The sequence below is a fragment of the Methylobacterium sp. E-046 genome (assembly GCF_022829625.1).
Classification (GTDB): domain Bacteria; phylum Pseudomonadota; class Alphaproteobacteria; order Rhizobiales; family Beijerinckiaceae; genus Methylobacterium; species Methylobacterium longum.
Map to the genome: position 1 here is coordinate 89,926 of NZ_JAKSYP010000290.1, position 24,810 is coordinate 114,735.

A 24,810-nucleotide genomic window follows, 5' to 3' on the forward strand; every position below is an offset into this window, starting at 1 on the left:
GGACCGCCCTCGTCCCGGTCCCGAGCCTCCGAAGCCTCAGCCGGCGCCCGACTTCTTCGCCGGCGCCTTCTTGGCCGCCGGCTTCTTGGCGGCGGTCTTCTTGGCCGCCGGCTTGTCGCCGGTCGCCTTCCGGGCCGACGTCTTACGGGCCGCACCGCGCTTCGCCGGCTTGCCACCGCCCGCCGCCCGCTTGGCGTTCACCAGGGTGATCGCCTCGTCCAGCGTCAGCGCCTCGGCGCTCACGGTCTTCGGCAGCGTGGCGTTCACCTCGCCGTCCGTGACGTAGGGCCCGTACTTGCCGGCCTTGACCACGAGGTCGCGCCCGGTGGCCGCGTCCGTGCCGAGCGGGCGACCCGGATCGGCGGCCGGACGGCCGCGCCCTCCGCCCTGCTCCTTGGCGACGATCAGGTCGATGGCGCGGTTGCCGCCGATCTCCAGCACATCGTCATCCTTGCCGAGATTGGCGTAGGTCTTCCCGTGCTGCACGTAGGGTCCGAAGCGGCCCAGATTGGCCAGGATCGGCTCGCCGGTCTCGGGATGGCGCGCCACCTCGCGGGGGAGCGACAGCAAAGCCAGCGCCTTCTCCAGTTCCACCGCCGAGGGTGCGAGCCCCTTGGGCAGCGACGAGCGCTTCGGCTTCTCCGCGCCCTTCTCGGTGGAGGCCTCGCCGAGCTGGACGAACGGGCCGAAGCGGCCGTCGCGGATCGTCACCGGCAGGCCCGTGGCCGGATCGTTGCCCAGCACCCGGACGCCCGGCTGGCCACCCTCGGCCGAAGTGCCGTCACCGTCGCCATCGATGCCGGTGGCCGAGAGCTGGCGAGTGTACTTGCACTCCGGGTAGTTCGAGCAGCCGATGAAGGCACCGAACTTGCCGAGCTTCAGCGAGAGCTGGCCCGCGCCGCAGGTCGGGCAGGTGCGAGGGTTCGAGCCGTCGCCCTTGTCGGGGAAGATGTGCGGTCCGAGGAGGCCGTTCAGAGCCTCCAGTACGTCGGTGACGCGCAGCTCCTTGGTCTCGCCGATCGCCGCCGAGAAGTCGCGCCAGAAGTCGCGCAGCACCGCCCGCCAGTCGATCTCGGCGTTGGAGACGCGATCGAGCTGCTCCTCCAGGTCCGCGGTGAAATCGTACTCGACGTAGCGCCGGAAGAAGCTCTCCAGGAAGCCCGTGACGAGCCGCCCCTTGTCCTCGGGCTGCAGCCGCTTCTTCTCGATCTTGACGTATTCGCGGTCGCGCAGCGTCTGGAGCACCGCCGCGTAGGTCGAGGGCCGGCCGATGCCGAGTTCCTCCATGCGCTTCACGAGGCTGGCCTCGGAGTAGCGCGGCGGCGGTTCGGTGAAGTGCTGGGTCGAGCTGATGCGCTCGCGGGTGAGCGGGTCGCCGGCCTTCATCGGCGGCAGGCGGCGGCTCTCCTCGTCCTCCTCGTCGTCCTTGCCCTCCTGGTAGAGGGTCAGGAAACCGTCGAACTTCACCACCTGGCCGGTGGCGCGCAGGTCGATCTGCCGCGGGCCGACCTTCGCGGTGACGTCCACGGTGGTCCGCTCCAGCTCGGCCGATTCCATCTGACTCGCCATGGTGCGGGTCCAGATCAGGTCGTAGAGCTTGGCCTGCTCGGGCTCGAGGTGCCGCGCCACCGCCTTCGGCAGGCGACCCATGTCGGTGGGCCGCACCGCTTCGTGAGCCTCCTGAGCGTTCTTGGCCTTGACGCTGTACTTGCGCGGCACGTCCGGGACGTAGCGGTCGCCGAACTCCTTCCCGATCACCCGGCGGGCGTCCTGGATCGCCTCCGGCGCCATGTCGACGCCGTCGGTCCGCATGTAGGTGATGATGCCGACCGTCTCGCCGCCGATATCGACGCCCTCGTAGAGCCGCTGGGCGACCCGCATGGTCTGGGCCGGCGCCATCCCGAGTTTGCGGGAGGCTTCCTGCTGCAGCGTCGAGGTCGTGAAGGGCGGCTGCGGGTGGCGCTTGGCGGGCTTCGCCTCGACGCTCACCACCTGGAAGGTCGCGAGTTCGAGGTCGCGCTTGAAGGCGGCCGCCTCCTCGCCGGTCCCGACATCGAGGCGCTGGATGCGCTTGCCGTCCGCACCGACGAGGCGGGCCTCGAAGGTCGCGCCGTCGGCGGTGGTCAGCGTGGCGATGAGCGTCCAGTACTCGCGCGGCTTGAACCGCTCGATCTCCATCTCGCGCTCGACCACGAGGCGCAGGGCCACCGACTGGACTCGTCCCGCCGAGCGGGCGCCCGGGAGCTTGCGCCACAGGACCGGCGAGAGGTTGAAGCCTACGAGATAGTCGAGCGCCCGGCGCGCCAGGTAGGCGTCGACCAGGGCCTGGTCGATCTCCCGGGGCTTGCGCATCGCCGCCTCGACCGAGGACTTGGTGATGGCGTTGAAGGTGACGCGCTCGACCGGTATGCCCTTGAGGGCCTTGCGGGCGGTGAGCGCCTCCAGCACGTGCCAGGAGATCGCCTCGCCCTCGCGATCCGGGTCGGTGGCGAGGATCAGCTTGTCGGCGCCCTTGACCGCCTTGGCGATCTCGGAGACCCGGCTCGCCCCGCGGTCGGCCAGCTCCCAGACCATGTGGAAGTCCTGCTCGGGATCCACCGAGCCGTCCTTGGGCGGCAGGTCGCGGATATGCCCGAAGGAGGCGATGACTTCATAGTCGCGGCCGAGATACTTATTGATCGTCTTGGCTTTGGCCGGCGACTCGACGACGACGACTTTCATACAGACCTCTGCCCCTGACGGAGCCTGGGCGCGACGGACGAATTCTGTTCGAGATTCGCGTGGGACAGATGCCCGCCGTCGGGCCGGGGCCGCGCGCCGGGGACAAGTGGGTCACGGGCGGCGGGATGTCAAATGGCGGGGGCGACGCAGGTCGAGGCGGGATCGGGGCCGGCAGCGCCTCGGAGCCGGCGCAGCAAGTCCACTCCGCATCTCGCGATCGGACCGAGCCCCGGGCCCCCGGACCACCTCGTCCGGGCCATCCCTCCGCCGCACGGCCGGCTCCCGGGCGCACGGGGTCCTGCCCGTCTCCCGAGGTGCCGAAGCGCGACGTGTCCGTTCGGGATGTGACGAAGCGGGCCGGGCGAGGCCGACGACACCGGTTCCGGTCGACCGGATGTCAGATCCCGGCGTACCACTCGTAGCCGCGATCCTCCCAGTAGCCGCCGCCGCCCTGGCCGAGGCCTTTGAGCGACTCCACCAGCTCGACCCGCATCACGTACTTGGCCTGCTTGTAGCCGAGCTGCCGCTCCACCCGCAGGCGCAGCGGCGCGCCGTTGGAGACCGGCAGCGGCTTGCCGTTGAGGTCGTAGGCCAGGATCGTCTGCGGGTTGACGGCGTCGTAGAGGTCGATGCTCTCGTAGTAGCGGATCGGCCTGCCCTTATCGTCGGGCTCCGGATCCGGGCTGCCCTGGCCCCAATCGGCCGCGGGGGCATCGGTGGCGGTGGGCGCGCCGCCCCAATCCTCGGCGGCGGCGAGCTGGACGTAGGCCTCGCGCACCGCGCCCGGTTGACCGGGCCTCAGGAAGGCCCCGTCCTGGCTGCCGGCATATTCGAGCGTGTCGGCGCAGTGGAACACCGCGTAGCGTGCCTGCGGCTTGAGCCCGGTCCGCTTCAGCAGCTCGGCGAGGGGCACCCCGGCCCATTGCCCGATGCAGCTCCAGCCCTCCACGCAATCGTGACGGGTGATCTGCGTCCGCGACGGCAGGGCGCGCAGGTCCGCGAGGCTGAGCGACAGCGGGGTCTCGACCAGGCCGTCGACGGTCAGCTTGAAATCGGCGAAGGCCTTCGCCGCCAGCGCCCGGTAGGCCCGGTCCGGCGGATCGATCGTGCCGTTCGGCTTGAACCAGGGCGAGATCATCGCGGCCGGGAATTCCCGCGCGAGGGTCGCGGGACCCATCAGCAGGCGCTGGACGTACAGGTTGGCGTCCTCGCCGACCTGGAGGGTGCGCCGGCCCGTATCGGTCCCGGCAAAGCGGTCGCAGCCGCCGAGCAGGGCGGTGCCCATCAGGCCGGCGCCGGCGGTGAGGAGCTTGCGGCGGTGGAGGATCATCGCGCGGTCTCCCGGTCACGGCCGAGGCTGAACCAGCCGGTGATCATGCCGCGCATGTTGTTCACGAGGCCGGAGACCAGGACCAGGAGCACGTGGACCACCACGAACAGCACGATCAGGCCGGCGGCGATGAAGTGGACGCTCCGCGCCGATTGGCGCCCCCCGAACAACTCGGTGAGCCAGGGCCAGGCGGCGTCCATCCCGGGCGACATGGCGAGGCCGGCCAGCACCATCGCGGGCAGCAGGCCCAGCACCAGCACGAGGTAGGTGAGCTTCTGGATCACGTTGTAGCGCTTGGCCTCCGTGCCCTCGGGGAAGCGCAGGAGCAGGTGCTCCTTCACGGAGCCGCCGAAGTCGCGGATCTGGTCCCCGTCCGGGATCAGCCGGCGGCGGAGCTGGCCGCTGAACAGGCCGTACAGCAGGTACACCGCGCCGTTGATCACCAGGAGCCACGCGAACAGGAAGTGCCAGCGCCGGCCCGTGGCGAGGTCCTGATCGGCCGGCAGGGTAGCCCAGGCCGGGAAGGCCCGCTCCACATCGGCGCCGCCCGCGCCGCGGGACAGGCCGAGCACCCCGGTCGTGTCGAGGCTGTGCGTGCCGACCGTCACAACCCCGCGGCTCTTGCCGTCGCCACCCTGCTCGCTGGTGATGGCCAGCGCCGGATCGTCGAAGGTGGAGACCGCGCCCCAGTAGAGGGCCGGATGGGCGTTGAAGATCTGCAGGCCGCTCATCAGCAGCACCAGCAGCACGACGGCGTTGATCCAGTGCGCCAGCCGGATCACCAGCGGGTGGCGGTAGAACCACCGGCGCCCGTGCCGGTCGACGGTCTCGGGGGCTTCGAGGGCAGGGGAGGCGGCCAAGCGTCTGGATCCCGGGCATGCGGCGCCGGGAGACGTCTGATTCCCGACCGTTCGGGCAGATACGTGGCGCGCGGAGCGCGGGTTACCATCCGCCGGAAAAAAAGACCGCGGGCGCCCCCCGCCTTGCCGGGACGGCGCGCCGCACCTACACCCGGGCCTCATCATGACGACGCCCGCGCCCCCGGCCTTCCCGCACCGTCACCTCCTCGGCATCGAGGGCCTGACCCGGCCCGACATCGAGGCCCTGCTCGACGCCGCCGATTCCGCCGTCGACATTTCGCGGCAGGTGGAGAAGAAGCGCACGACCCTGCGGGGCCGCACGCAGATCAACCTGTTCTTCGAGCCCTCGACGCGGACGCAATCGTCCTTCGAGCTCGCCGGCAAGCGACTCGGCGCCGACGTGATGAACATGTCGGTGGCCTCGTCCTCGGTGAAGAAGGGCGAGACCCTGATCGACACCGCCGCGACGCTCAACGCCATGCGGCCCGACATCATCGTGGTCCGGCACGAATCGGCCGGCGCCGTCCACCTCCTCGCCCGCAAGGTCGATTGCGCGGTGGTCAATGCCGGCGACGGCGCCCACGAGCACCCGACCCAGGCGCTCCTCGACGCGCTCACCATCCGCCGCAACAAGGGCCGGATCGAGGGCTTGCGGGTGGCGATCTGCGGCGACGTCCTGCACTCGCGGGTGGCCCGCTCCAACATCATCCTGCTGCAGGCCATGGGCGCGCGGGTCCGCCTGATCGCCCCCTCGACGCTGCTGCCCGCCGGGATCGAGCGCTTCGGCGTCGAGACCTTCACGGACATGCGCAAGGGCTTGGTGGGCTGCGACATCGTGATGATGCTGCGCCTTCAGCGGGAGCGCATGAACGGCTCGTTCGTGCCCTCCGTGAAGGAGTATTTCCGCTATTTCGGCCTGGACGGCGAGAAGCTGGCGCTGGCCGAGCCCGACGCCCTGGTGATGCATCCGGGGCCGATGAATCGCGGCGTCGAGATCTCCTCCGAGATCGCCGACGGGGCGCAGTCGCTGATCCGCGAGCAGGTCGAGATGGGCGTCGCCGTGCGCATGGCCGTGCTGGAGGCGCTAGCCCGGCACCTGCCGAACGAGTGAGCCCCGGACAAAGCCGGGCGGCCTTCACCCGCACCGCTTGCCCGCGGAGCGGCCGTAGCGCAGTTTCCTGCCGAAATCCGGTCCCGGTCCGTATCAGGGGCCGGTCCAACATGCAGATCGCTTCATGACCGCCTACACGCTCGCCGACCTCGCCGCCCTCGTGGCGAGCCGCGCCGGGACCGATCCGGCCACCTCCTACACGGCCAAGCTCCTGTCGGAGGGGCCCGCCAAGGCGGCCAAGAAGCTCGGCGAGGAGGCGGTGGAGGCGGCGATCGCGGCCGTGCAGGGCGACAAGACGGGCCTGCGGAACGAGGCCGCCGACGTGCTCTACCACCTCGTCGTGCTGCTCCGGGCCGGCGGGGTCGAGCTCGAGGCCGTGATGGCCGAGCTGGAGCGCCGCACCGCTCAGAGCGGCATCGCCGAGAAGGCCGCGAGGCGCCACGCGTGAACGCGGCCACGCTGCCGGGCTCGGTCGAGGCGATCCTCGACGCGTCGGACCGGCTCTCGCCGTATCGCCGCTTCAGCCGCGAGGAATGGGCGCAGCTGCGCGCCGACACGCCGCTCACCCTCAAGCAGGAGGATCTCGAGCGGCTGCAATCGATCAACGACCCGATCTCGGTGGAGGAGGTCGAGGCGATCTACCTGCCGCTGTCGCGGCTGCTCGCCCTCTACGTCGCGGCGACGCAGGGGCTGTTCAAGGCGACGCAGCGCTTCCTGCTCGCCGAGCGCGAGACCAAGGCGCCCTACATCATCGGGCTCGCCGGCTCGGTGGCGGTGGGCAAGTCCACGACCGCCCGCATCCTGACCGCCCTGCTGGCGCGCTGGCCCAACACCCCGAAGGTCGACCTCGTCACCACCGACGGCTTCCTGCTGCCCAACGCCGAACTCGCCGCCAACGGCCTGATGGAGCGCAAGGGGTTCCCGGAGAGCTACGACACCGCCGCGCTGCTGCGCTTCCTCCACGACGTGAAGGCCGGCCACAAGCGCGTGACCGCGCCGCTCTACTCGCACCTCGTCTACGACCGGGTTCCCGGGGAGGAGCGGGTGGTGGAGAGCCCCGACATCCTGATCGTCGAGGGCCTGAACGTGCTCCAGCCCGCCCGCCTGCCGCGGGACGGCACCGCGATCCCGTTCGTCTCCGACTTCTTCGACTTCTCGATCTACCTCGACGGCCACGAGGACGACCTGCACCGCTGGTACGTCACGCGCTTCATGAAGCTGCGCCAGACCGCCTTCCGAGACCCCCGTTCCTACTTCCGGAAATACGCCGAGATCGCGGAACCCGAGGCGCTCGACATCGCCGACCGGCTCTGGACCACGATCAACCTGCCGAACCTGCGCGAGAACATCGTGCCCACCCGCCAGCGGGCGAGCCTGATCCTCACCAAGGGCGCGAGCCACCGCATCGAGAGCGTGGCGCTGCGGCGGCTGTGACCTGTGGGCACGCCGCCCTGCGCGGGGAACGCAGCCTGCGGCAGCGGCGGAGCGGCGGCGGACCGGCCGGCAGGCCCTGGAGGCTCATCCGGCTCGCCCCGCCCGCGCCCCCTGGCACCGCGGAGAGGCGCGGCCCCGGGCAGGGGGCGCGAAGCCGCGTGATCGGGCCGCCGGCCGGGCGGCCCCTCCGAGACCCAGGTTCCGTCCGGCGCGAAAATGCTCTAGGTCGGGCGCCGATGACCCGCACCGCCCTTTATGCCGGCTCGTTCGATCCGGTCACGAACGGCCATCTCGACGTGATCCGCCAAGCCTGCCGGCTGGTGGACCGCCTCGTGATCGCCATTGGCGTGCATCCCGGCAAGTCGCCCCTGTTCTCAGCCGAGGAGCGGGCCGTCCTGCTGACCGAGACCTGCGGGCCGGTGGCGCAGGCCGAGGGCGCGGCGCTGGAGATCGTCACCTTCGACGATCTCGCCGTCTCGGCGGCCCGGCGCTGCGGCGCGGCGATCTTCATCCGCGGCCTGCGCGACGGCACCGACCTCGACTACGAGATGCAGCTCGCCGGCATGAACGGCGCCATGGCACCGGAGGTGCAGACCGTGTTCCTGCCCGCCTCCACGCAGGCGCGCCCGATCACCGCGACGCTGGTGCGCCAGATCGCCGGCATGGGCGGGGACGTCTCGCCCTTCGTGCCCGCCGCGGTGGCCGAACGCCTCCGGCAGCGCTTCGCCGCCCGTTCCTGACCCTGACCTGGAAGAACCCGATGAATCGACGCCACACCCTTCTCGCGCTCGTCCTCGCGCTCGGCACCGCCGGCGCGGCCCAGGCCGCCGACGCCAACACGGTCTATCTCCAGACCAAGGACGGGCGGATCACCGTCGAATTGCGGCCGGACCTCGCGCCCAAGCACGTCAAGCAGATCAAGACGCTGATCGGCCAGGGCTTCTACAACGGCCTGAAGTTCCATCGGGTGATCGACGGCTTCATGGCCCAGACCGGTGACCCGAAGGGCAACGGCACCGGCGGATCCAGCCTGCCGAACATCCCGGCGGAGTTCTCGCAATCGGCGCAGTTCCGCCGCGGCACGGTGGGCATGGCCCGCTCGTCCGACCCGAACTCGGCCAATTCTCAGTTCTTCATCTGCCTCGGCGATGCGCCCTTCCTGAACGGCCAGTACACGGTCGTGGGCGCCGTCACCGACGGGCTCGACGTGCTCGACAAGATCAAGCGGGCGGCCCCCGGCGCACCCGGCGGCGCCGTGCAGGACCCCGACAAGATCGTCAGCATGACGCTGGCCGAGAAGGCCAAGTAGCGGCCGCATGCCGGGCTGGCGCGCCGCCTCGGTCCTCCTGCTGAGCCTGGCTCCGGCGGCCGCCGCGCCTTACGAGGGCAGCCCCTTCTACGGCTACGCCTTCGAGCCCGGTGGCGCCTATCCGCTGAGCCTGCCGCAGACCCTCCGGGGCACCGTCGCGGTACCCCTGTCCCGGATGGCCACCCGGCCCGCCGACACCCTCGTCGCGCTCTACCCGGCCCTGGCCGCCTGCTGGCAGGTGCCGGCCGGGCTCGGGCCGCCGAGCCCGGGGGCGGACGACATCGAGATCACGCTCCGCCTGTCGCTGCGCCGCGACGGCAGCCTGATCGGGCCGCCGCGCGTCACCTACGCGGCCGGCGTCTCCGGCAGCCAGCGGACCGCCCTGGTGCGCGGGACCCTCGACGCCCTGGCGCGCTGCACCCCGGTCAACCTGACGCCAGGCCTCGGCCGGGCGATCGCGGGCCGGCCGGTGGCGCTCCGCTTCGTCTACCGCCCGCCGGCCTGAACGCCGGCGATCCCCCCTCTCTCACGGGCGCTGGCCGGATGCGGCGCGCGCCGATACAGTTTCATCAACCGGAAGGATAGAGTTATGGCCGACAACGAAACCATCGTCCTGGAAACCACCAAGGGCCGCGTCGTGATCGCGCTGCGCCCCGACCTTGCCCCCGGCCACGTGGAGCGCATCAAGACGCTGGCCTCCCAGGGCTTCTACGACGGCGTGCCGTTCCACCGGGTGATCGACGGCTTCATGGCCCAGACGGGCGACCCGACCGGCACCGGCTCGGGCGGTTCGGACCTGCCGGATCTGAAGGCCGAGTTCAACGCCGAGGCGCACGTGCGCGGCACCTGCTCGATGGCGCGGACCAACTTCCCGCACTCGGCGAACTCGCAGTTCTTCATCTGCTTCGACGACGCCCGCTTCCTCGACAAGCAGTACACGGTGTGGGGCAAGGTCGTGGAGGGCATGGACGTGGTCGACACGATCAACAAGGGCGAGCCGCCGCGCTCCCCGGACAAGATCGTGAAGGCGACCGTCGGCGCCGCCTGAGGCTGACCTGAGTGCCGGGCCGCCCGTACCCGCGGGTGGCCCTCGCATCTCCCATCCACCTCCTCCTGAGGCGCCCGCGGCACTTCAGGAGGTGGGCGTGGCCGGGATCTGGGTCGGGCTCACTTACCCGCCGATCGCCCGCCCCCACGACCGGCGGCTTCCGATCTCGGCGCGGCATCCTCCGCCGCCGCCAGATCCTCCGGCGTGTTGATGTTGAGGAACGGGTCCATCGGCTGGACCGTCCACGACGCCACCGCTGCGGTGTTTCGGTCGATGAAGGCGCCGACGCGCCGCTCGCCCCGCTCCAGATAGGCCCGCAGGTCATCGCGCAGGGCCGACGGCCAGAGGGCGATCGTGTAGTGCCGCCGCTCGCCCGACGCCGCCAGCGCGATGCCACCCTGCGGCTCGGCAGCCTGGAGCCGCGCCACCAGGTCCTCCGGCAGGAACGGCGCGTCGCCCGATACGCTCACCACGCGCGCGATGCCCCGCGCTCCGGCGTGCTCCAGCCCGGCGAGGATGCCGGCGAGCGGGCCCGGCTGATCCGGAACCGGGTCCGGCAGGATCGGACCCGGAAACCCGGAAAACCGCGCCGGATCGCCGTTGGCGCTCAGCGCCAGTCCCGCCCCGCATTGGGGTGCCAACCGCGCGACCACGCGCTCGAGCAGCGTCAGGCCTCCGAGGCGCAGCAGCGGCTTGTCGCCGCCGCCCATCCGCCGCGCCTGCCCGCCGGCCAGGATCAGGCCCAGCACCGGCGGAGCCACGGCCTCACTCAATGACGATCTTCGGCGCCGTGCGCCCGGCCGGTGCGCCGGACAGGTTCGCCCAAAGCTGCGCCGCGATGTCCCGATAGACCTTGGCGTGCGGCCCCCCCGGATCCGTCGCCACGACCGGCTGGCCGGAATCCGAGGTCTCGCGGATGGTCATGTCGAGCGGGACCTCGCCGAGGAACGGCACGCCGAGGCGCTGGGCCTCGATCCGCGCGCCGCCGTGCCCGAAGATGTGCGAGGCGTGGCCGCAATTTGGGCAGACGAAGGTCGCCATGTTCTCGATCACGCCGAGGATCGGCACCGCGACCTTCTTGAACATGGTCACGCCGCGCCGCGCGTCGATCAGCGCGAGATCCTGGGGTGTCGAGACGATCACGGCGCCGGAGAGGGGCGTCGCCTGCGCCATGGTGAGCTGGGCGTCGCCGGTGCCGGGCGGCATGTCGACGAGCAGCACGTCGAGCTCGCCCCACAGCACGTCGCGCAGCATCTGCGTGATGGCCGATTGCACCATCGGGCCGCGCCAGATCATGGCGGTCTCGGGTTCGATCAGGAAGCCGATCGACATGACCTTGAGGCCGTAGCCGACCATCGGCTCCATGGCCTTGTTGTCGACGACGTTGGGCTTGCCCGAGAGGCCGAACAGCTTCGGCACCGACGGGCCGTAGATGTCGGCGTCGAGGAGGCCCACCTTCAGCCCCTGCGCCTGCAGGGCGAGGGCGAGGTTGCACGCGGTGGTGGACTTGCCGACGCCGCCCTTGCCTGAGGCGACCGCCACGATGTGGCGCACGCCGGCGATCTGCGGCCCCTGGTTCGGCGGCGCGCCGGGGCGCGGCGGCGCGACCGGCGGCGGCGTGACGGGCTGCGGGGCGGCGCCGCTCTGGGCCGGGTGGCCCGGTCCCCGCTCGGACGTGAGGCTCGCGAACACGCCCGAGACGCCCGGCATCTGCAGCACGCGGCCCTCGGCCTGCCGCCGCACCGGCTCGAACCGCTCGGCCTCGCTGGGATCGACCAGGATCGAGAACATCACCCGGCCGTTCGGATCGACCACGACCTCGGAGAGCCGGCCGGAGCCGGGCAGGGTGGTGCCGGCGGCATCGACGGTGACGCTGGCGAGCGCCTTCACTACGTCGTCGCGGGTGATCGCCAAGTCGTCCTCCAAGGGGGCAAGCAGGTATGCCAGCTGCATGTAACCGCGCGGGACGAGAACACCAGACCCCAATCCGCAATCGACGACCGCACCCCGATCGCCCGCTTGCCCATGCCCGCGCCCACCCTGGGCCGGTTCGGCCGGGCATGACCCGCGGGATTCCGGTTGCCCCGCCCCGGTCTTCGTCGTGCCTTCATCGCGGCCTCGGTCGCACTTGCCGCATCGCCCCTCAGCGCGGGCGGACGATGAGGGTGCCGCCTCCATGGTGCCGCGCACCCCGGTCCCGTCGCCGCGCCTGTAGGATCCGTCGCGCAGGCGGCGGCAACCGAGCGGGCCGCGCAGGCGCTGCGCGCGCGATAGGGACGCCGCCGTAGCGCCGGTGCGAGACGTCGTGGCCGCCGACGCGCATGCCGGGGCCGAAGCGCATCTCGGCCGCCACCGGCCGACCGGTCGGACCGAGCGCACCCAGCATCAGCGCCACCGCTGCGCGGACGATCACCCGACCCCGCCGCATCCGAACCTCCGTCCCCGCGCACGCAAGCTGAACCAACGGGAGATTGATCCGTTGTCGGGGCAGCCTTCAGGCAGGCCCCCTCCGGGGAGACCCGCCGGGACCGACACGACGCTCAGGAGACCACTTTCATGCATCAGGGCAACCACCGCGACCACGAAGGCGCGAAGAAGCTGTTCGAGCTGATCAAGGACGTGAAGATCGCCATGATGACCACCGTCGACTCCGACGGCACGCTCAACAGCCGCCCGATGTGGAACAACGACGCGGACGAGAACGGCGACCTGTGGTTCTTCACCAAGCTGCACTCGCCCAAGACCGCCGAGATCAGCAGGGACAACCAGATCAACCTCGCCTATTCCGACCCGTCGAGCCAGAACTACGTCTCGGTGGCCGGCAAGGCCGAGATCGTCCGCGACCAGTCGATCATCGACGCCAAGTGGAATGAGAGCCTGAAGACCTGGTTCCCCAACGGCAAGAACGACCCCGAGGTGGCGCTGATCCGCGTCCACCCCGAGAAGGGCGAGTACTGGGACAGCCCGAACAGCACGATGCTGCACCTCTACGGCTACGTGAAGGCCTCGCTCACCGGCGAGAGCCCCAAGACCGAGACCAAGAAGGTCGATCTGGGCTGAGGCCCGGGTTTCAGGACGCACCGTTTTCGCGGGCGGTCTCCGGAAGGTGGCCGCCCGTCTCCTTGACGGGTGCCGGCTCGCCATGCGCTCTGCGGGACGAAAGTGCGCGGCAGAGTCCCAGAAGCATGCTTGATCTGGCGAAGCGGGTCTACGATCACAGCTTCCGCATCGACCCGATCGTGCGGTCGCTGCTCGACACCGATTTCTACAAGCTCCTGATGGCGCAGACGATCCTGCGCCGGCACCCCGACATCCAGACCACCTTCGGCATCACCAACCGCACGCGGCGCATCCGGATCGCCGACGAGGTCGACGCGGCCCACCTGCGCGAGCAGCTCGATCATGCCCGGACGCTCCGCCTCAGCAAGGGCGAGGTCACGTGGCTGCGCGGCAACGTGTTCCGCGGCCAGGGACGCATCCTCGAGCCCGACTTCGTGGCCTGGTTCGAGAACTTCAGGCTTCCCGATTACGAACTCGCCGTCCATGACGGCCAGTACGAGCTGACCTTCCACGGGTCGTGGATCGAGACCACGATGTGGGAGGTCCCGGCGCTGGCCATCCTCAACGAGCTGCGGGCGCGGGCCGTGCTGCGGGGCCTCGGCAAGCTCGACCTGCAGGTGCTCTACGCCCGGGCCATGACGCGGGTCTGGGAGAAGATCGAGCGCCTCCAGAAGCTGCCGGACCTGTCGGTGGCCGATTTCGGCACGCGCCGGCGCCACGGCTTCCTCTGGCAGGATTGGTGCGTGCAGGCCATGGCGGAGGGACTGGGCGGCGCGTTCCTCGGTACCTCGAACTGCCTGATCGCGGCCCGGCAGGAGGTCGAGCCGGTGGGCACGAACGCCCACGAATTGCCGATGGTCTACGCGGCCCTCGCCGAGGACGACGCGGACCTCGCCACCGCCCCCTACGCCGTGCTGGCCGACTGGCAGGAGGATTACGGCGGCAACCTGCTGGTGATCCTGCCCGACACCTACGGCACGAGCGGGTTCCTCGCGAACGCCCCCGACTGGGTGAGCGACTGGACCGGCATCCGCATCGACTCGAAGGACCCGATCGACGGGGGCGAGGAGGCGATCCGCTTCTGGCAGGATCGTGGCCACGATCCGCACGACAAGCTCGCGATCTTCTCCGACGGCCTCGACATCGATGAGATCGAGCGCATCCACGCCCGGTTCCACGGACGCATGCGCATCGGCTACGGATGGGGCACGCTGCTCACCAACGATTTCCGCGGCCTCCTACCCGACGGCAAGCTCGATCCGGTCTCCATCGTCTGCAAGGTCACGGAGGCGAACGGCCGCCCCACCGTGAAGCTCTCCGACAATCCCACCAAGGCGCAGGGACCGGCCGACGAGGTCGCCCGCTACCGGCGGGTCTTCTCCGTGGGCGAGCAGGAGGCGCTGCCCGTGATGGTCTGACGGGTGTCAGAGCCCGCGCGGTGAAACGCGAAGGCTGACGGTCGGCGATCGAATACATTATCATGTCGACAAATCGGCGCCGCCGCGGGCGGCCCCGCCTGGGAGACCGCCATGTCGATGAACCGTCGCCTGCTCATCGGGGCCGCAGGCCTCGCCCTTACGGCGCCCGCACTTCAGGGGGGGCAGGCCGCCGACGCGGCGAAGCCGGCCGCGAAGGCGCCCCCGCCGCCAGCGACGAAGATCCTGGCCCAGTGGATCCTGGCCTCGTCCTACGACGCGCTGCCGGAGGCCGTCCGTCGCGAGGGTGTGCGCAGCTTCTTCAACTGGGTGGGCGTGGCGATCGGCGGGTCGCACCACGAGACCGTGGACGTGGCCGTCTCGGCGCTGCAGCCGTTCTCGGGGCCGCCGCAGGCCGGGCTGTTCGGCCGGACAGAGCGGTTCGACATCATGAATGCCGCGTTCCTCAACGGCGTGTCGAGCCACATCTTCGACTTCGACGACACCCACCTGAAGACGATCATCCACCCGGCCGGCCCGGTCGCCTCGGCGATCCTGGCCTACGCCGCGATGAGGCCCGTCTCCGGCAAGGATTTCCTCGACGCCCTGATCGTCGGCATCGAGGCCGAGTGCCGGATCGGCAACGCGGTCTACCCGAACCACTACGATGCGGGCTGGCACATCACCGGCACCGCGGGCGTGTTCGGGGCGGCGGCCGCCGCGGGCAAGCTGATGGGGCTGACCGAGCAGCAGATGGTCTACGCCCTGGGGCTCGCCGCCTCGCAGCCGGTCGGCCTGCGCGAATCGTTCGGTTCCATGAACAAGAGCTTCAATCCCGGCCGGGCCGCATCCAACGGCCTGTTCGCCGCGATCCTGGCGGCGAAGGGCTTCACCTCGTCGGACGGCATGATCGAGGCCAAGCGCGGCTGGGCCAACACGATCTCCACCAAGCAGGACTGGTCCGAGATCACCGAGGGCCTCGGCACACGCTACGAGGCGCAGCTCAACACCTACAAGCCCTTCGCCTGCGGGATCGTCATGCATCCGACGATCGACGCGGCGGTGCAGATCCGCGACGAGGACCACGTCAAGCCGGACGACATCAAGCGCGTCGATCTCAAGGTTCACCCCCTGGTACTGGAGCTGACGGGCAAGACCGCGCCGCGGACCGGCCTGGAGGGCAAGTTCAGCATCTACCACGCGGCGGCGGTCGCCTTCGTGGAGGGCGCGGGCGGGGAGAAGCAGTTCAGCGACCGGGCGGTCAACGATCCCCGCGTGGTGGCGCTGCGCCAGAAGGTGGTGCCGGTGATCACCCCCGGCATCGACGCCGCGCAGGTCGACATGACCGTGACGCTGAACGACGGGCGGACCTTCCACCGGCACATCGAGCACGCCATCGGCAGCGTCGAGAAGCCGATGTCGGACGCGCAGCTTGAAGCGAAGTTCGCCGACCTCGCCGCCGGGATCCTGCCGGACGCGCAGGCCAAGCGGGTGATGCAGCTCTGCCGGTCGCTGCCCGAACTCAAGGATGCGGGCGACGTGGCGCGGGCCGGCACCGCGGGGGCATAAGCATCGCGCCGGGCCCGGGGGATCGTTTTCGGCCCCTGTGCCGTTCCCCGTCCGCGCGGCTTTCGTTGCTCCCGGCGGCTGCCCGCGCGTGGCGTTCGGGACGCAGGTTACGGTATGGGCACGAGAACCCCGGTCGGGGTCGAACCGGCAGTGCGGACCGAGACCCCGCTGATCCCGCCGCGGCCGACCCGCGTCGCCGCGGCCGAGACCCCGCGGACCGCGATGGCGTCGCCGGTGGTGGTTGGGGCCACCATCATCGCGGCCCTCTATTTCGGCCGCGAGATCTTCATCCCGATCGCGATCGCGCTGCTCCTGTCCTTCGTGCTGACGCCGCTGGTGAACCGCCTGCGGCGCCTCCGGCTGCCGCGGCTCGTGGCGGTGGGCGTCAGCGTGCTCCTGACCGTGGGCATCGTGGCGGCGCTCGCGACCCTGATCGGCATCCAGGCGGCCGACCTCGCGGGCGACGTGCCGCGCTACCGGACCACCATCGAGCGCAAGGTCGAAGGGCTGCGCGACTCCCCCGTCGGCCACGCGACCGCGTACGTCGCCAACATCGGCCGGGCGCTCCACGGCGGCGCCAAGGAGGCCGGCAGCGCCGAGGCGCCGCGGGCCGCTCCGCCGCCTCCGAGTTCCGAGCAGGCCCAGCCCGGGCCGAAGCCCGTCCTGGTCGAGGTCGCGGCCTCCCAGCCGGGACCGCTGGAGATGATCTCGACGGTGCTCTCGCCGGTGATGCACCCGTTGGCCACGGTCGGCATCGTCTTCGTGGTGCTGCTGTTCGTGCTGATGCAGCGCGAGGACCTGCGCGACCGGATGATCCGGCTGGCGGGATCGAGCGACCTGCACCGCACCACCGTGGCGATCGACGACGCGGCCAAGCGGCTCAGCCGTTACTTCGTGGTGCAGCTCGCCCTCAATGCCGCCTTCGGCGTGGTGATCGGCATCGGGCTCTACGTCATCGGCGTGCCGAACCCCGTGCTCTGGGCGATCTTCTCGGCCCTGATGCGCTTCGTGCCCTATCTCGGGGCGGTCCTGTCGGCGCTCCTGCCGATGGCGCTCGCCGCCGCGGTCGATCCCGGCTGGAACATGATGATCGCCGTCGCGATCCTGTTCGTCGTGCTGGAGCCGCTCACAGGCCAGGTGATCGAGCCGATCTTCTACGGGCAGTCCACCGGGCTCTCGCCCTTCGCGGTGCTGGTCTCGGCTCTGTTCTGGACGTGGCTGTGGGGGCCTGTCGGCCTGCTGCTCTCGACGCCGCTCACCGCCTGCCTCGTGGTGCTCGGCCGCCACGTCGACCACTTGGAATTCCTGGACGTGCTGTTCGGCGACCGGCCGGCGCTCACGCCCGTGCAGAACTTCTACCAGCGGATCCTGGCGGGCGATTCCGAGGAGGTGCTGGGCCATGCCGAGCTGATCCTGCAGCAGTGCTCGCTCTCGTCCTACTACGACGAGGTGGTGCTCAAGGCCCTGGAACTCGCCGCCCGCGACGCGGCCCGGGGCGTGCTGACGGCCCAGCAGAAGAGCTCGATGCGCGCGGCGCTGGCCGAGCTGATCGCCGACCTCTCCGACCGAAGCGACGCCGTCACGGGCGCCGCGGGAGACGGCGAGGAGGGCGCCTGCAGCCCGCTTCCGATGGGTCCGGCCCCGGAGGCGCTACCCGCGGCCTGGACGCGCCAGGGGGCGGTGCTCTGCATCGCCGGCCGCGGCTTCCTGGACGAGGCCGCGGCCGCCATCCTGGCCCAGATCCTGGAGAAGCGCGGCATCGGCGTGCGCACGGTGCCCTTCGCGGACGCGGCCTCCGCGCGGATCGATCGGTTCGAGGCGGGACCGGCGCGCATGGGCTGCGTGATCTCCCTGGCGCTCGATGGCGAGCCGACGCACCTGCGCCGGCTGATCCGCCGCCTCAAGGGCCGGATGCCCAGCGTTCCGATCCTGCTCGGACTCTGGCTGGCCCAGGACGCCGGGGCCGCGCGGCTCGCCGGCGGACCGGGACGAACCGCCGAGGCCGACGGGCAGGCGGGATCGCTGCGCGAGGCCGTCGAGGCGGTGCTGGCGGCCGCGCAGGAGCACGTCGACGGGGAGGCGGCTCACGGGACGGGGCCGGATCGGGCGCCGGATCACCGGGACGGCACGCCGCGACAGCCGGCATCGGCCGAGGCGTGAGGTCGGGGGCTTGACGAAAGGTCGCGTGCCCCGGCTTCGTTGCGCCGCCGCCGGGCGACCGCGCGGGATGCGGGTGAACGGGGAAGTGAGCCGATGAGCGTCGTCGAACTGGGGCGGTTCATGGACGACCTCGCGGACGCGTCCGGCAAGGCGATCCTGCCGTTCTTCCGCGCCCAGTTCGGGCTCGACGACAAGGCCCGCGGCGGCGCGCCCTTCGACCCGGTCACCGAAGCCGACCGGGCGGCCGAAGTGGTGCTCCGGGCGATGATCGGCCAGACCTTTCCGGGCCACGGCATCCTCGGCGAGGAGTTCGGCTCCGAGCGCACCGACGCCGAATGCGTCTGGGTCCTCGACCCGATCGACGGCACCCGGGCCTTCATCGGCGGCCTGCCGACCTGGGGCACGCTGATCGGGCTGACGCGCCACGGCGTGCCGGTCCGCGGGATGATGCACCAGCCCTATCTCGCGGAGCGATTCACCGGGGACGGCCGCAGCGCAATGCTCCGTGCGCCGTCCGGCGAGCGGACCCTGCTCACGCGCCGCTGCGCCGACCTCGCCCAGGCGATCCTGGCCACCACGGATCCCCGCCTGTTCGCGGCGGGCGAGGAAGCCGAGCGCTTCCGCTCTCTGGAAGGCCAGGTGCGGATGTCCCGCTACGGCGCCGACTGCTACGCCTACTGCATGCTGGCGGCCGGCCAGATCGACCTCGTCGTCGAGGCCGGGCTGAAGCCCTACGACATCGTCGCGCTGATCCCGATCGTCGAGGGAGCCGGAGGGCGGGTGACGGCGTGGGATGGCGGACCAGCGACCGGGGGCGGCCGGGTCGTGGCGGCGGGCGACCCGCGCCTGCACGCGGCGGCGCTCAAGGTGCTGAATCCGTGAGGGCAGGGCCTCCATCCGCAGCCCGGTGCGTCCGGGGGGATCTTGCTGTCCCGAGCCAGAGAGAAGGCGTGTCCGCGTGCTGCTGAACGCGCTGATCCTGTTCACGGCCCTGGTACCCCGCGCCGAGGCGGGCGCCGACGTCCTGCTCGACGCCCTGCCGCCTCTGACCGCGACCGTCGCCTCCGCGGAGCCGGAGCCGGCGCCGCCGCGCTTCGACCCCGCGACGCGCTCCGTCTCCAACTGGCATGCCCAGACGGGCGCGCAGCTGATGCCGCGGGCACTGGCGCTGACGGCCTCGCTGGCGGAGGATCCGCCCTACGTGGCCCGCTGCGTGCGGCTCAACAACGGCTGGTGCATCAAGTCCGCCCGCTGGCCGGGCGAGATCGGCGCCGACGGGGAAGGCCACACCGCCTTCGCCAGCCTCGATGACGGCGCCGACGCGGCGGCGAGCCTGCTGCGGCGCTACTATCGCGAGTACGGCCGGCGCACGGCCCTCGCCATCGTGCGCCGCTGGGCGCCGGCCGAGTGCCGCGTCGCGTCAGCGCCGGCGCGGCAGGGACGGACCGTGTCGACGCCCGCCGTCTCGTCGGCGCTCGCGCCCCGGGGTCTCGGGCGAACCCTGCGAGCCCGTTTCCTCGCCGCGCACCGGCCCGGCGGCGCGCCCCGGGGCCGGGCCGCGGCCCTGCGGGTGCAGCCCTGGTCGCCACTCGCCCGGATGGCGGGCCGCTCCGGGCGGCGTCCGAGTGCCGTGCCGCGGGTGGCGATGCTCCAGCCCGGACCCGACATCGCGGCCGGGATCGCCCTGTCGGCCGGAGCGCCGCGGCAATCCGCGGGACGCGCCCCCCAGGGTGCGGCCGACCCGGCGGCGCTGCTCGACCGGAGGGCGGAGCGCGGTGTGCCGAACGCCGACCGGATGGTGGCCGAATCCGCGCTGCTGCCGGCCATCGCCACCGGTCTGCCGATGCTCGACCTGCGCCTGCCGGCCCCGCTCTGCACGGGCGACCCCGTTCGGATCGAGGCCTATGCCGGCCGGATCAGCGGCAGCGTCGGCCTGAAGCCCGGCGACGACCTCGACCTGTTCGGGCCGGACGGCACGCCCCGGGCCAACCTCGCGACGGTGATGCTGGCGATGTCGGCGGTGGAACTCGGCACACTCCGGGCCGGACCGGACCTCGTCGCCGGGGCGATCGCCCGGCTGAGACCGCTCACGCCGGCCGCCAACGGCGCGTCACCCTAGCGGCAAGCCTTGCGGTCCGGCCCTGGCCGCGCCACCTCTGCCCCGCCTATTCCCCTCACGACGAGCCCGCCCGTGCCCCTGATCGACCTTGCCGCGCGCGCCGGCTCGGCCGTCAAAGCCTTCGCCGAAGCCTCGCACGATCTCCTGATCCAGCCGACGCTCCGGCTCGGGGTCACCGGGCTCGCGCGGTCCGGCAAGACCGTCTTCACGACGGCCCTGATCCATCATCTCGTGGAGACGCATGCCCTGCCGGCCTTCGCGCCCGCTCAGGAGGGCCGGCTGCGTCGCGCCCGCCTCGTGCCCCAGCCCGACGACGACGTGCCGCGCTTTCCCTTCGAGGAGCATTTCAGCACGCTCACCGAGGCGCGGCGCTGGCCCCGCTCCACCGATCGGATCAGCCAGTTCCGCCTGGAGATCGCCTACGAGCGCGCCGGAAGCTGGCGCACCGGCCCCGCGACCCTGATGCTCGACGTGGTCGATTACCCCGGCGAATGGCTCCTCGACCTCGCCCTCATCGAGACCAGCTACACGGCGTGGTCGCGGTCCACGATCGGCGGCACCCGCCGCCCCGGCCGGGCCGCCGTGGCGGCACCCTGGCTCGACGCGCTGAAGAGCTTCGATCCGAACGGTCCCCTCGACGAGGTCGCGGCCGAGCGGGCGAGCGACGCCTTCAAGGCCTATCTGGCGGGCCTGCGCGCCGGCCCGGAATCGGTGGCGACGACGCCCCCGGGCCGCTTCCTGATGCCGGGCGACCTCGCCGGATCCCCGGCGCTCACCTTCGCACCGCTGGACGGGCTGACCGAGACGATCGCGCCCGACAGCCTCGCCGGGCTGATGGAGCGGCGCTTCGAGGCCTACAAGCACAAGGTCGTGACGCCGTTCTTCCGCGACCATTTCCAGCGGGTGGACCGGCAGATCGTGCTGGTGGACGTGCTCTCGGCGGTCGATGCCGGGCCGACCGCCCTGGCCGAGTTGGAAGAGGCGCTGGACGCGGTGCTGCTCAGCCTCAACATCGGCCGCAACACGGTACTGTCCCGGCTGTTCGCGCCGCGGGCCGACCGGGTTCTGTTCGCCGCCACCAAGGCCGACCACCTCCATCAGACGAGTCACGACCGGCTCGACGCGCTGCTGCGGCTGCTCGTGTCGCGGGCCATGCGGCGGACCGAAGCGGCGGGCGCCCGGGTGGGCACCGTGGCGCTGGCCTCCGTGCGCGCCACCCGGGAGACCACCGTCCACGACGGCACCGAGACGCTCCGCGCCGTCGCCGGGACCCCCGAGGCCGGCGAGGTGGTGGGTGACGAGGTCTTCGACGGGAACAGCGAGGCCGCGATCTTCCCCGGCGAGCTGCCGGCCCGCGCCGAGGCGGTGCTGGAGGGTGCGGTCGAGCCGGGCTCCCTGCGCTTCCCGCGCTTCCGCCCGCCGCTGGTCCGGCCCGACGGGCTCGGGCGCCCCGGCCACCTGCCGCAGATCCGGCTCGATCGGGCGATGCAGTTCCTGATCGGCGACCGTCTGACATGACGATGCGTGCGACTCCGCGGAGCCTTCGAGCATGACCTCCGGCCAGAAACCCCGTGCCTTCCGGATCACGCCCGAGCCGTCCGCGGAGCCGAGCGTCACCACGACCCCGCTCGCCGCCCGGCCGCCGCAGGCGCGGATCGTGGAGGAACCCTTCGAGATCGTCGACGCCGCCGACGGCGTGGCCGTGCCGGTAGCCCCGCGGCGGCGCTCGCCCTGGGGGCCGCTGTTCCTGTCGGCGGTCGGCGGCCTGGTTTCGTTAGGCGTCGGCCTGTCGGTCGAGCGGATGATCGCCGACCTGTTCCAGGCCGCGCCCTGGCTCGGCTGGGTGGCCCTGGCACTCCTGGGCCTCGCCGCGCTGGCATTGCTGGCGATCGTGGTGCGGGAACTTGCCGGCCTGCGGCGCGAGCGCAAGATCGAGCGGCTGCGCCAGTCGGCGCTGGACGCCCTCGCCACCCGCGACCACACCGGCGCGCAGGCGGTGGTGCAGGCGCTCTCGACCTTCTATGCGGACCGCGACGCCCTGTCGGCGGGCCGCGCCCGGATCGACGCCGCCGCCGACGCGATCCTCGACGTCGACGACCGGATCGGGCTCGCGGAGCACGAATTGCTCGCCGGACTCGACCGGCAGGCGCGCAACGCCATCGCGACGACGGCCAAGCAGGTTTCGGCGGTGACGGCGCTCAGCCCGCGGGCGATCGTCGACGTGGCCTTCGTGGTGTTCGCGGCCGTGCGGCTACTGCGCCGGATCGCCGCGATCTACGGCGGCCGGCCGGGTTTCCTTGGCTTCCTGCGGCTCGGGCGCGCGGCGCTCGCGCATCTCACCGTCACCGGCGGGATGGCGGTGGGCGAGAGCGTCATGCAGCAGGTTCTGGGGCTCGGCATCGCCGCACGGGTCTCGGCCAAGCTCGGCGAGGGCGTGCTCAACGGGCTGATGACCGCCCGGTTCGGTCTCGCGGCGCTGAACGTCTGCCGGCCGCTGCCCTTCGTGCGCGAGGCGCCGCCGCGGCTCGCCGACGTCGCCGGCGAGTTGCTGCGTCCGACGGAGTCCGCGCCGACATAGAAGCGGCCTGCGCGCGGGCTACTTGCCGCCCGCGGCGGCGCGGCGGTTGGCGATGCGGGAGAACATGTTGCCGGTGTAATCGGCGGTCTTCGGCTTCTCGGGCTCGCCCAGCTTGGCCTCGAAGGCCTCGATCCGCTTGAGCAGCGTCACGTCGTTGAACAGCGAGCTGTTGAAGTTGCTCTGGGCCCGGGGGCCGAGGGCGGTCTGCACCGATTCGAGTCGTTCCAGAAGCTCTTTGCGCGTCACGGTGCTCTCCAGGGGCGGCTTCGGGACGAAGGACCCGCCCGTACCGCCACTGAACGGGGCGGTGGTAAACGCGGCGTTAACGCGACCCGGCCCGAGGCCCCGGAACCCCGCGGAAGCGCGGCGTCCCTGCGCGCATGTCGGTGCGCCCGCGAGGCCGGCGTCAGAGCCCCTTCAGGAACCCGGCCAGCCGCATCAACCCCTCGGGCCACGGGCCATGACCGCTCGCCACGTTGATGTGGCCGGACTCGCCCGCATCGACCGTGAGCGCCCCCCAGGCATGGGCGAAATCGTCCGCCCGCTCGTAGCGGCAATGCGGGTCGGTCCGGCTCGCGACCAGCAGCGACGGGAAGGGTAGGGGATCCCGCGGCATCGGCGCGAAGGCGCGCACCGAGGCCGGCAGGTCCGGTGCCTCCTCGACGTCGGGCAGGGCCACCAGCAGGGCACCGCGCACCACGCCGGCGGGGAAGCGCGGCGCCGCCTCGACGCAGGCCACCACACCGAGGCTGTGGGCGATCAGGATCACGGGCCGGGTCGCGGCCGAGACCGCCGCGACGATGCGCCCGCACCACGCCTCGGGCGTCGGCGCGTGCCACTGATCCTGCGCCACCAACCGGGCCGTGGTGAGCCGGCTCGCCCAGCGCGCCTGCCAATGGTCCTCCTCGGAGCCCCCGAGCCCCGGGACGATGAGGATGTCGCAATCGGCGGTCTTCATGTCGCGATGCCTAAAGCGGTCCGGCGGACGCGTCGAGACCGGCCGTTCACTCCGCCGCCATCGCGCTCGCCCGCTCCAGGTCCAGGATATGGCGGGCGATCTGCATGGAGGCGTAGTTCTTCGCTTTGGCCTCGATCTCGAAATCCGCCCAGATGAGATGTCGGGCCACGAGGTCGTTCACCGCCCGGTTCCACATCATGTCGGAATGGGCCGCGAGGTCCCGGACCGCGTGGCCGGCCGCGCGCAGCGCCGGGTAGTCCGGCAGGGTGTCCGGATCGCACGCGGCCGAGACCGCCTCGCGCGACACGCTGATGTGAGCCACCGGCCGCACGCCGCGCCAGGACTCCCGGACCCGGCCGACGAGGGGATGATCCGGCTCGAGGTACGCGCCGCCGCTCTGGACCCAGTGGTGGTGCAGGTCGAGCACGATCGGAACCACGTCGGCGAGCTTCAGCACGGCCTCGACGCCGAAGACGTTCTCGTCGTTCTCCACCGTGATGAGGTCGCGCGCCACGCGGCTCGCCCGGGGGAGGGTGGCGCGGAAGCCCTCGACCCCGGGGTCGCCTGCGCCGACATGGATGTTGATGTGCGCGCCGTGCGGGTGCCAGCCGCCGCCGTAGCCCATGCGGTCGAAGATCTCGGCGTGGTAGTCGAGTTCCGAGAGGCCGTTCGCGATGGCCGCGGGATTCCGGCTAGCCAGCAGGCAGAACGGGCCGGGATGGAAGCTCAGGCGCACGCCGAGCCGACGGGCGAGGGCGCCGGCCTCCGCGAGGCCGCGCTCCACGAGCGCCGCCATCTCCGGCTCCGCATAGATCTCCTGCGCGATCGGGTGGGTGTAGCCGGGCAGGACGTTGCTCGCCATGCGCAGCAGCCGCTCGATCGGCGGCCGGTCCCCGACCCAGGCGATCTGTCGGGCGAGGGCGTCGAGGTTGTGGGCGACGAGACCGGAAAGCTTCGCCCGCCGGTCGGCCGGCTCCAGCTTGGCGAGGTGGGCCATCGTCACGCTGGTGAGGTTCATGTGGAGCGTCGCATCCCGCTCCGCCTTGAGGGTGGCGTGCGTGCCGGGCGGCTCGTCCAGGACGAACTTGCAACAGAATCCGAGGCGTGGCTGATCGCGCATAAGGAGCACAACGCGCGG

23 protein-coding genes are annotated in these 24,810 nt (G+C 71.6%); 15 read left to right on the forward strand and 8 right to left on the reverse strand.

Translation table 11 applies throughout. The features are described from left to right. Positions 1-36: 36 nt before the first annotated feature. From topA to MKK82_RS32090, 3 genes are all read right to left on the reverse strand, one after another. Entirely contained in the window at positions 37-2,721 is a 2,685-nt protein-coding gene (gene topA, locus MKK82_RS32080) for a type I DNA topoisomerase (protein WP_238284593.1), read from the reverse strand. Between the two features lie 397 nt (positions 2,722-3,118). Then, positions 3,119-4,051, reverse strand: a complete 933-nt coding sequence (locus MKK82_RS32085) for a molybdopterin-dependent oxidoreductase (RefSeq protein ID WP_238284594.1) — start codon at positions 4,049-4,051, stop codon at positions 3,119-3,121. Further along, complete coding sequence (locus tag MKK82_RS32090) at positions 4,048-4,911, reverse strand: cytochrome b/b6 domain-containing protein (RefSeq protein ID WP_238284595.1); 864 nt, start codon at positions 4,909-4,911, stop codon at positions 4,048-4,050. Before MKK82_RS32090 ends, MKK82_RS32085 begins: the two co-directional genes overlap by 4 nt. A gap of 163 nt (positions 4,912-5,074) precedes the next feature. On the opposite strand from MKK82_RS32090, the gene MKK82_RS32095 reads away from it, so the two are divergent. From MKK82_RS32095 to MKK82_RS32125, 7 genes are all read left to right on the forward strand, one after another. Further along, complete coding sequence (locus MKK82_RS32095) at positions 5,075-6,022, forward strand: aspartate carbamoyltransferase catalytic subunit (protein WP_238284596.1); 948 nt, start codon at positions 5,075-5,077, stop codon at positions 6,020-6,022. 124 nt (positions 6,023-6,146) lie between these two features. Then, positions 6,147-6,470 (forward strand): phosphoribosyl-ATP diphosphatase, encoded by a 324-nt coding sequence (locus MKK82_RS32100; protein WP_043356782.1) that lies wholly within the window; start codon positions 6,147-6,149, stop codon positions 6,468-6,470. Then, positions 6,467-7,456: a type I pantothenate kinase gene (gene coaA, locus MKK82_RS32105; protein ID WP_238284597.1), complete on the forward strand. Its 990-nt coding sequence runs from the start codon at positions 6,467-6,469 to the stop codon at positions 7,454-7,456. The genes MKK82_RS32100 and coaA overlap by 4 nt, the downstream gene beginning before the upstream one ends. 236 nt (positions 7,457-7,692) lie before the next feature. Then, positions 7,693-8,196, forward strand: a complete 504-nt coding sequence (gene coaD, locus MKK82_RS32110; RefSeq protein ID WP_238284598.1) for a pantetheine-phosphate adenylyltransferase — start codon at positions 7,693-7,695, stop codon at positions 8,194-8,196. 20 nt (positions 8,197-8,216) lie between these two features. Beyond that, positions 8,217-8,765: a peptidylprolyl isomerase gene (locus tag MKK82_RS32115; RefSeq protein WP_238284599.1), complete on the forward strand. Its 549-nt coding sequence runs from the start codon at positions 8,217-8,219 to the stop codon at positions 8,763-8,765. A gap of 7 nt (positions 8,766-8,772) precedes the next feature. Further along, on the forward strand, positions 8,773-9,270 hold the full coding sequence (locus tag MKK82_RS32120) for a hypothetical protein (protein ID WP_238284600.1): 498 nt from the start codon (positions 8,773-8,775) through the stop codon (positions 9,268-9,270). Between the two features lie 84 nt (positions 9,271-9,354). After that, a complete protein-coding gene (locus MKK82_RS32125) occupies positions 9,355-9,813 on the forward strand; it encodes a peptidylprolyl isomerase (RefSeq protein ID WP_238284601.1) in 459 nt (152 codons plus the stop codon). A gap of 119 nt (positions 9,814-9,932) precedes the next feature. Here the strand turns inward: MKK82_RS32125 and mobA are convergent, their stop codons facing one another. Both mobA and MKK82_RS32135 read right to left on the reverse strand, forming a co-directional pair. After that, entirely contained in the window at positions 9,933-10,586 is a 654-nt protein-coding gene (gene mobA, locus MKK82_RS32130; protein WP_279603394.1) for a molybdenum cofactor guanylyltransferase MobA, read from the reverse strand. Next, a complete protein-coding gene (locus MKK82_RS32135; RefSeq protein WP_238284856.1) occupies positions 10,579-11,727 on the reverse strand; it encodes an Mrp/NBP35 family ATP-binding protein in 1,149 nt (382 codons plus the stop codon). Before MKK82_RS32135 ends, mobA begins: the two co-directional genes overlap by 8 nt. Positions 11,728-12,369: 642 nt before the next feature. On the opposite strand from MKK82_RS32135, the gene MKK82_RS32145 reads away from it, so the two are divergent. The 8 genes from MKK82_RS32145 (at position 12,370) to MKK82_RS32180 (ending at position 22,714) form a co-directional block, all read left to right on the forward strand. Continuing rightward, a complete protein-coding gene (locus MKK82_RS32145) occupies positions 12,370-12,873 on the forward strand; it encodes a pyridoxamine 5'-phosphate oxidase family protein (protein WP_238284602.1) in 504 nt (167 codons plus the stop codon). Between the two features lie 125 nt (positions 12,874-12,998). Then, complete coding sequence (gene pncB / locus MKK82_RS32150) at positions 12,999-14,291, forward strand: nicotinate phosphoribosyltransferase (protein WP_238284603.1); 1,293 nt, start codon at positions 12,999-13,001, stop codon at positions 14,289-14,291. A gap of 111 nt (positions 14,292-14,402) precedes the next feature. Continuing rightward, complete coding sequence (locus tag MKK82_RS32155) at positions 14,403-15,857, forward strand: MmgE/PrpD family protein (protein WP_238284604.1); 1,455 nt, start codon at positions 14,403-14,405, stop codon at positions 15,855-15,857. A 114-nt stretch (positions 15,858-15,971) separates the two neighbouring features. Then, the gene (locus tag MKK82_RS32160) at positions 15,972-18,017 is read left to right on the forward strand and encodes an AI-2E family transporter (protein WP_238284605.1); all 2,046 of its coding nucleotides are present in this window, start codon (positions 15,972-15,974) and stop codon (positions 18,015-18,017) included. Between the two features lie 93 nt (positions 18,018-18,110). Next, on the forward strand, positions 18,111-18,899 hold the full coding sequence (gene hisN, locus MKK82_RS32165) for a histidinol-phosphatase (RefSeq protein ID WP_238284606.1): 789 nt from the start codon (positions 18,111-18,113) through the stop codon (positions 18,897-18,899). A 76-nt stretch (positions 18,900-18,975) separates the two neighbouring features. Beyond that, the gene (locus tag MKK82_RS32170) at positions 18,976-20,136 is read left to right on the forward strand and encodes a hypothetical protein (protein WP_238284607.1); all 1,161 of its coding nucleotides are present in this window, start codon (positions 18,976-18,978) and stop codon (positions 20,134-20,136) included. Positions 20,137-20,208: 72 nt separating this feature from the next. Next, positions 20,209-21,654, forward strand: a complete 1,446-nt coding sequence (locus MKK82_RS32175) for a YcjX family protein (protein WP_243987972.1) — start codon at positions 20,209-20,211, stop codon at positions 21,652-21,654. A gap of 31 nt (positions 21,655-21,685) precedes the next feature. Further along, the gene (locus MKK82_RS32180) at positions 21,686-22,714 is read left to right on the forward strand and encodes a YcjF family protein (RefSeq protein WP_238284609.1); all 1,029 of its coding nucleotides are present in this window, start codon (positions 21,686-21,688) and stop codon (positions 22,712-22,714) included. Between the two features lie 18 nt (positions 22,715-22,732). Here the strand turns inward: MKK82_RS32180 and MKK82_RS32185 are convergent, their stop codons facing one another. The 3 genes from MKK82_RS32185 to MKK82_RS32195 form a co-directional block, all read right to left on the reverse strand. Then, positions 22,733-22,960 (reverse strand): hypothetical protein, encoded by a 228-nt coding sequence (locus MKK82_RS32185; protein WP_238284610.1) that lies wholly within the window; start codon positions 22,958-22,960, stop codon positions 22,733-22,735. A 160-nt stretch (positions 22,961-23,120) separates the two neighbouring features. Next, complete coding sequence (locus tag MKK82_RS32190) at positions 23,121-23,672, reverse strand: RBBP9/YdeN family alpha/beta hydrolase (RefSeq protein WP_238284611.1); 552 nt, start codon at positions 23,670-23,672, stop codon at positions 23,121-23,123. A 46-nt stretch (positions 23,673-23,718) separates the two neighbouring features. Then, a complete protein-coding gene (locus MKK82_RS32195) occupies positions 23,719-24,792 on the reverse strand; it encodes a UV damage endonuclease UvsE (protein WP_238284612.1) in 1,074 nt (357 codons plus the stop codon). Positions 24,793-24,810: the final 18 nt, after the last annotated feature.

What these genes read in the sequence shown, in the direction of transcription:
- MKK82_RS32155 (WP_238284604.1), top strand. Translation starts at nt 14,403, where the DNA reads ATGTCGATGAACCGTCGCCTGCTCATCGGGGCCGCAGGCCTCGCCCTT.
- topA (WP_238284593.1), bottom strand. Translation starts at nt 2,721, where the DNA reads ATGAAAGTCGTCGTCGTCGAGTCGCCGGCCAAAGCCAAGACGATCAAT.
- MKK82_RS32115 (WP_238284599.1), top strand. Translation starts at nt 8,217, where the DNA reads ATGAATCGACGCCACACCCTTCTCGCGCTCGTCCTCGCGCTCGGCACC.
- hisN (WP_238284606.1), top strand. Translation starts at nt 18,111, where the DNA reads ATGAGCGTCGTCGAACTGGGGCGGTTCATGGACGACCTCGCGGACGCG.
- MKK82_RS32145 (WP_238284602.1), top strand. Translation starts at nt 12,370, where the DNA reads ATGCATCAGGGCAACCACCGCGACCACGAAGGCGCGAAGAAGCTGTTC.
- MKK82_RS32100 (WP_043356782.1), top strand. Translation starts at nt 6,147, where the DNA reads ATGACCGCCTACACGCTCGCCGACCTCGCCGCCCTCGTGGCGAGCCGC.
- MKK82_RS32085 (WP_238284594.1), bottom strand. Translation starts at nt 4,051, where the DNA reads ATGATCCTCCACCGCCGCAAGCTCCTCACCGCCGGCGCCGGCCTGATG.
- pncB (WP_238284603.1), top strand. Translation starts at nt 12,999, where the DNA reads ATGCTTGATCTGGCGAAGCGGGTCTACGATCACAGCTTCCGCATCGAC.
- coaD (WP_238284598.1), top strand. Translation starts at nt 7,693, where the DNA reads ATGACCCGCACCGCCCTTTATGCCGGCTCGTTCGATCCGGTCACGAAC.
- MKK82_RS32190 (WP_238284611.1), bottom strand. Translation starts at nt 23,672, where the DNA reads ATGAAGACCGCCGATTGCGACATCCTCATCGTCCCGGGGCTCGGGGGC.
- MKK82_RS32120 (WP_238284600.1), top strand. Translation starts at nt 8,773, where the DNA reads ATGCCGGGCTGGCGCGCCGCCTCGGTCCTCCTGCTGAGCCTGGCTCCG.
- MKK82_RS32180 (WP_238284609.1), top strand. Translation starts at nt 21,686, where the DNA reads ATGACCTCCGGCCAGAAACCCCGTGCCTTCCGGATCACGCCCGAGCCG.
- MKK82_RS32160 (WP_238284605.1), top strand. Translation starts at nt 15,972, where the DNA reads ATGGGCACGAGAACCCCGGTCGGGGTCGAACCGGCAGTGCGGACCGAG.
- MKK82_RS32125 (WP_238284601.1), top strand. Translation starts at nt 9,355, where the DNA reads ATGGCCGACAACGAAACCATCGTCCTGGAAACCACCAAGGGCCGCGTC.
- MKK82_RS32095 (WP_238284596.1), top strand. Translation starts at nt 5,075, where the DNA reads ATGACGACGCCCGCGCCCCCGGCCTTCCCGCACCGTCACCTCCTCGGC.
- MKK82_RS32195 (WP_238284612.1), bottom strand. Translation starts at nt 24,792, where the DNA reads ATGCGCGATCAGCCACGCCTCGGATTCTGTTGCAAGTTCGTCCTGGAC.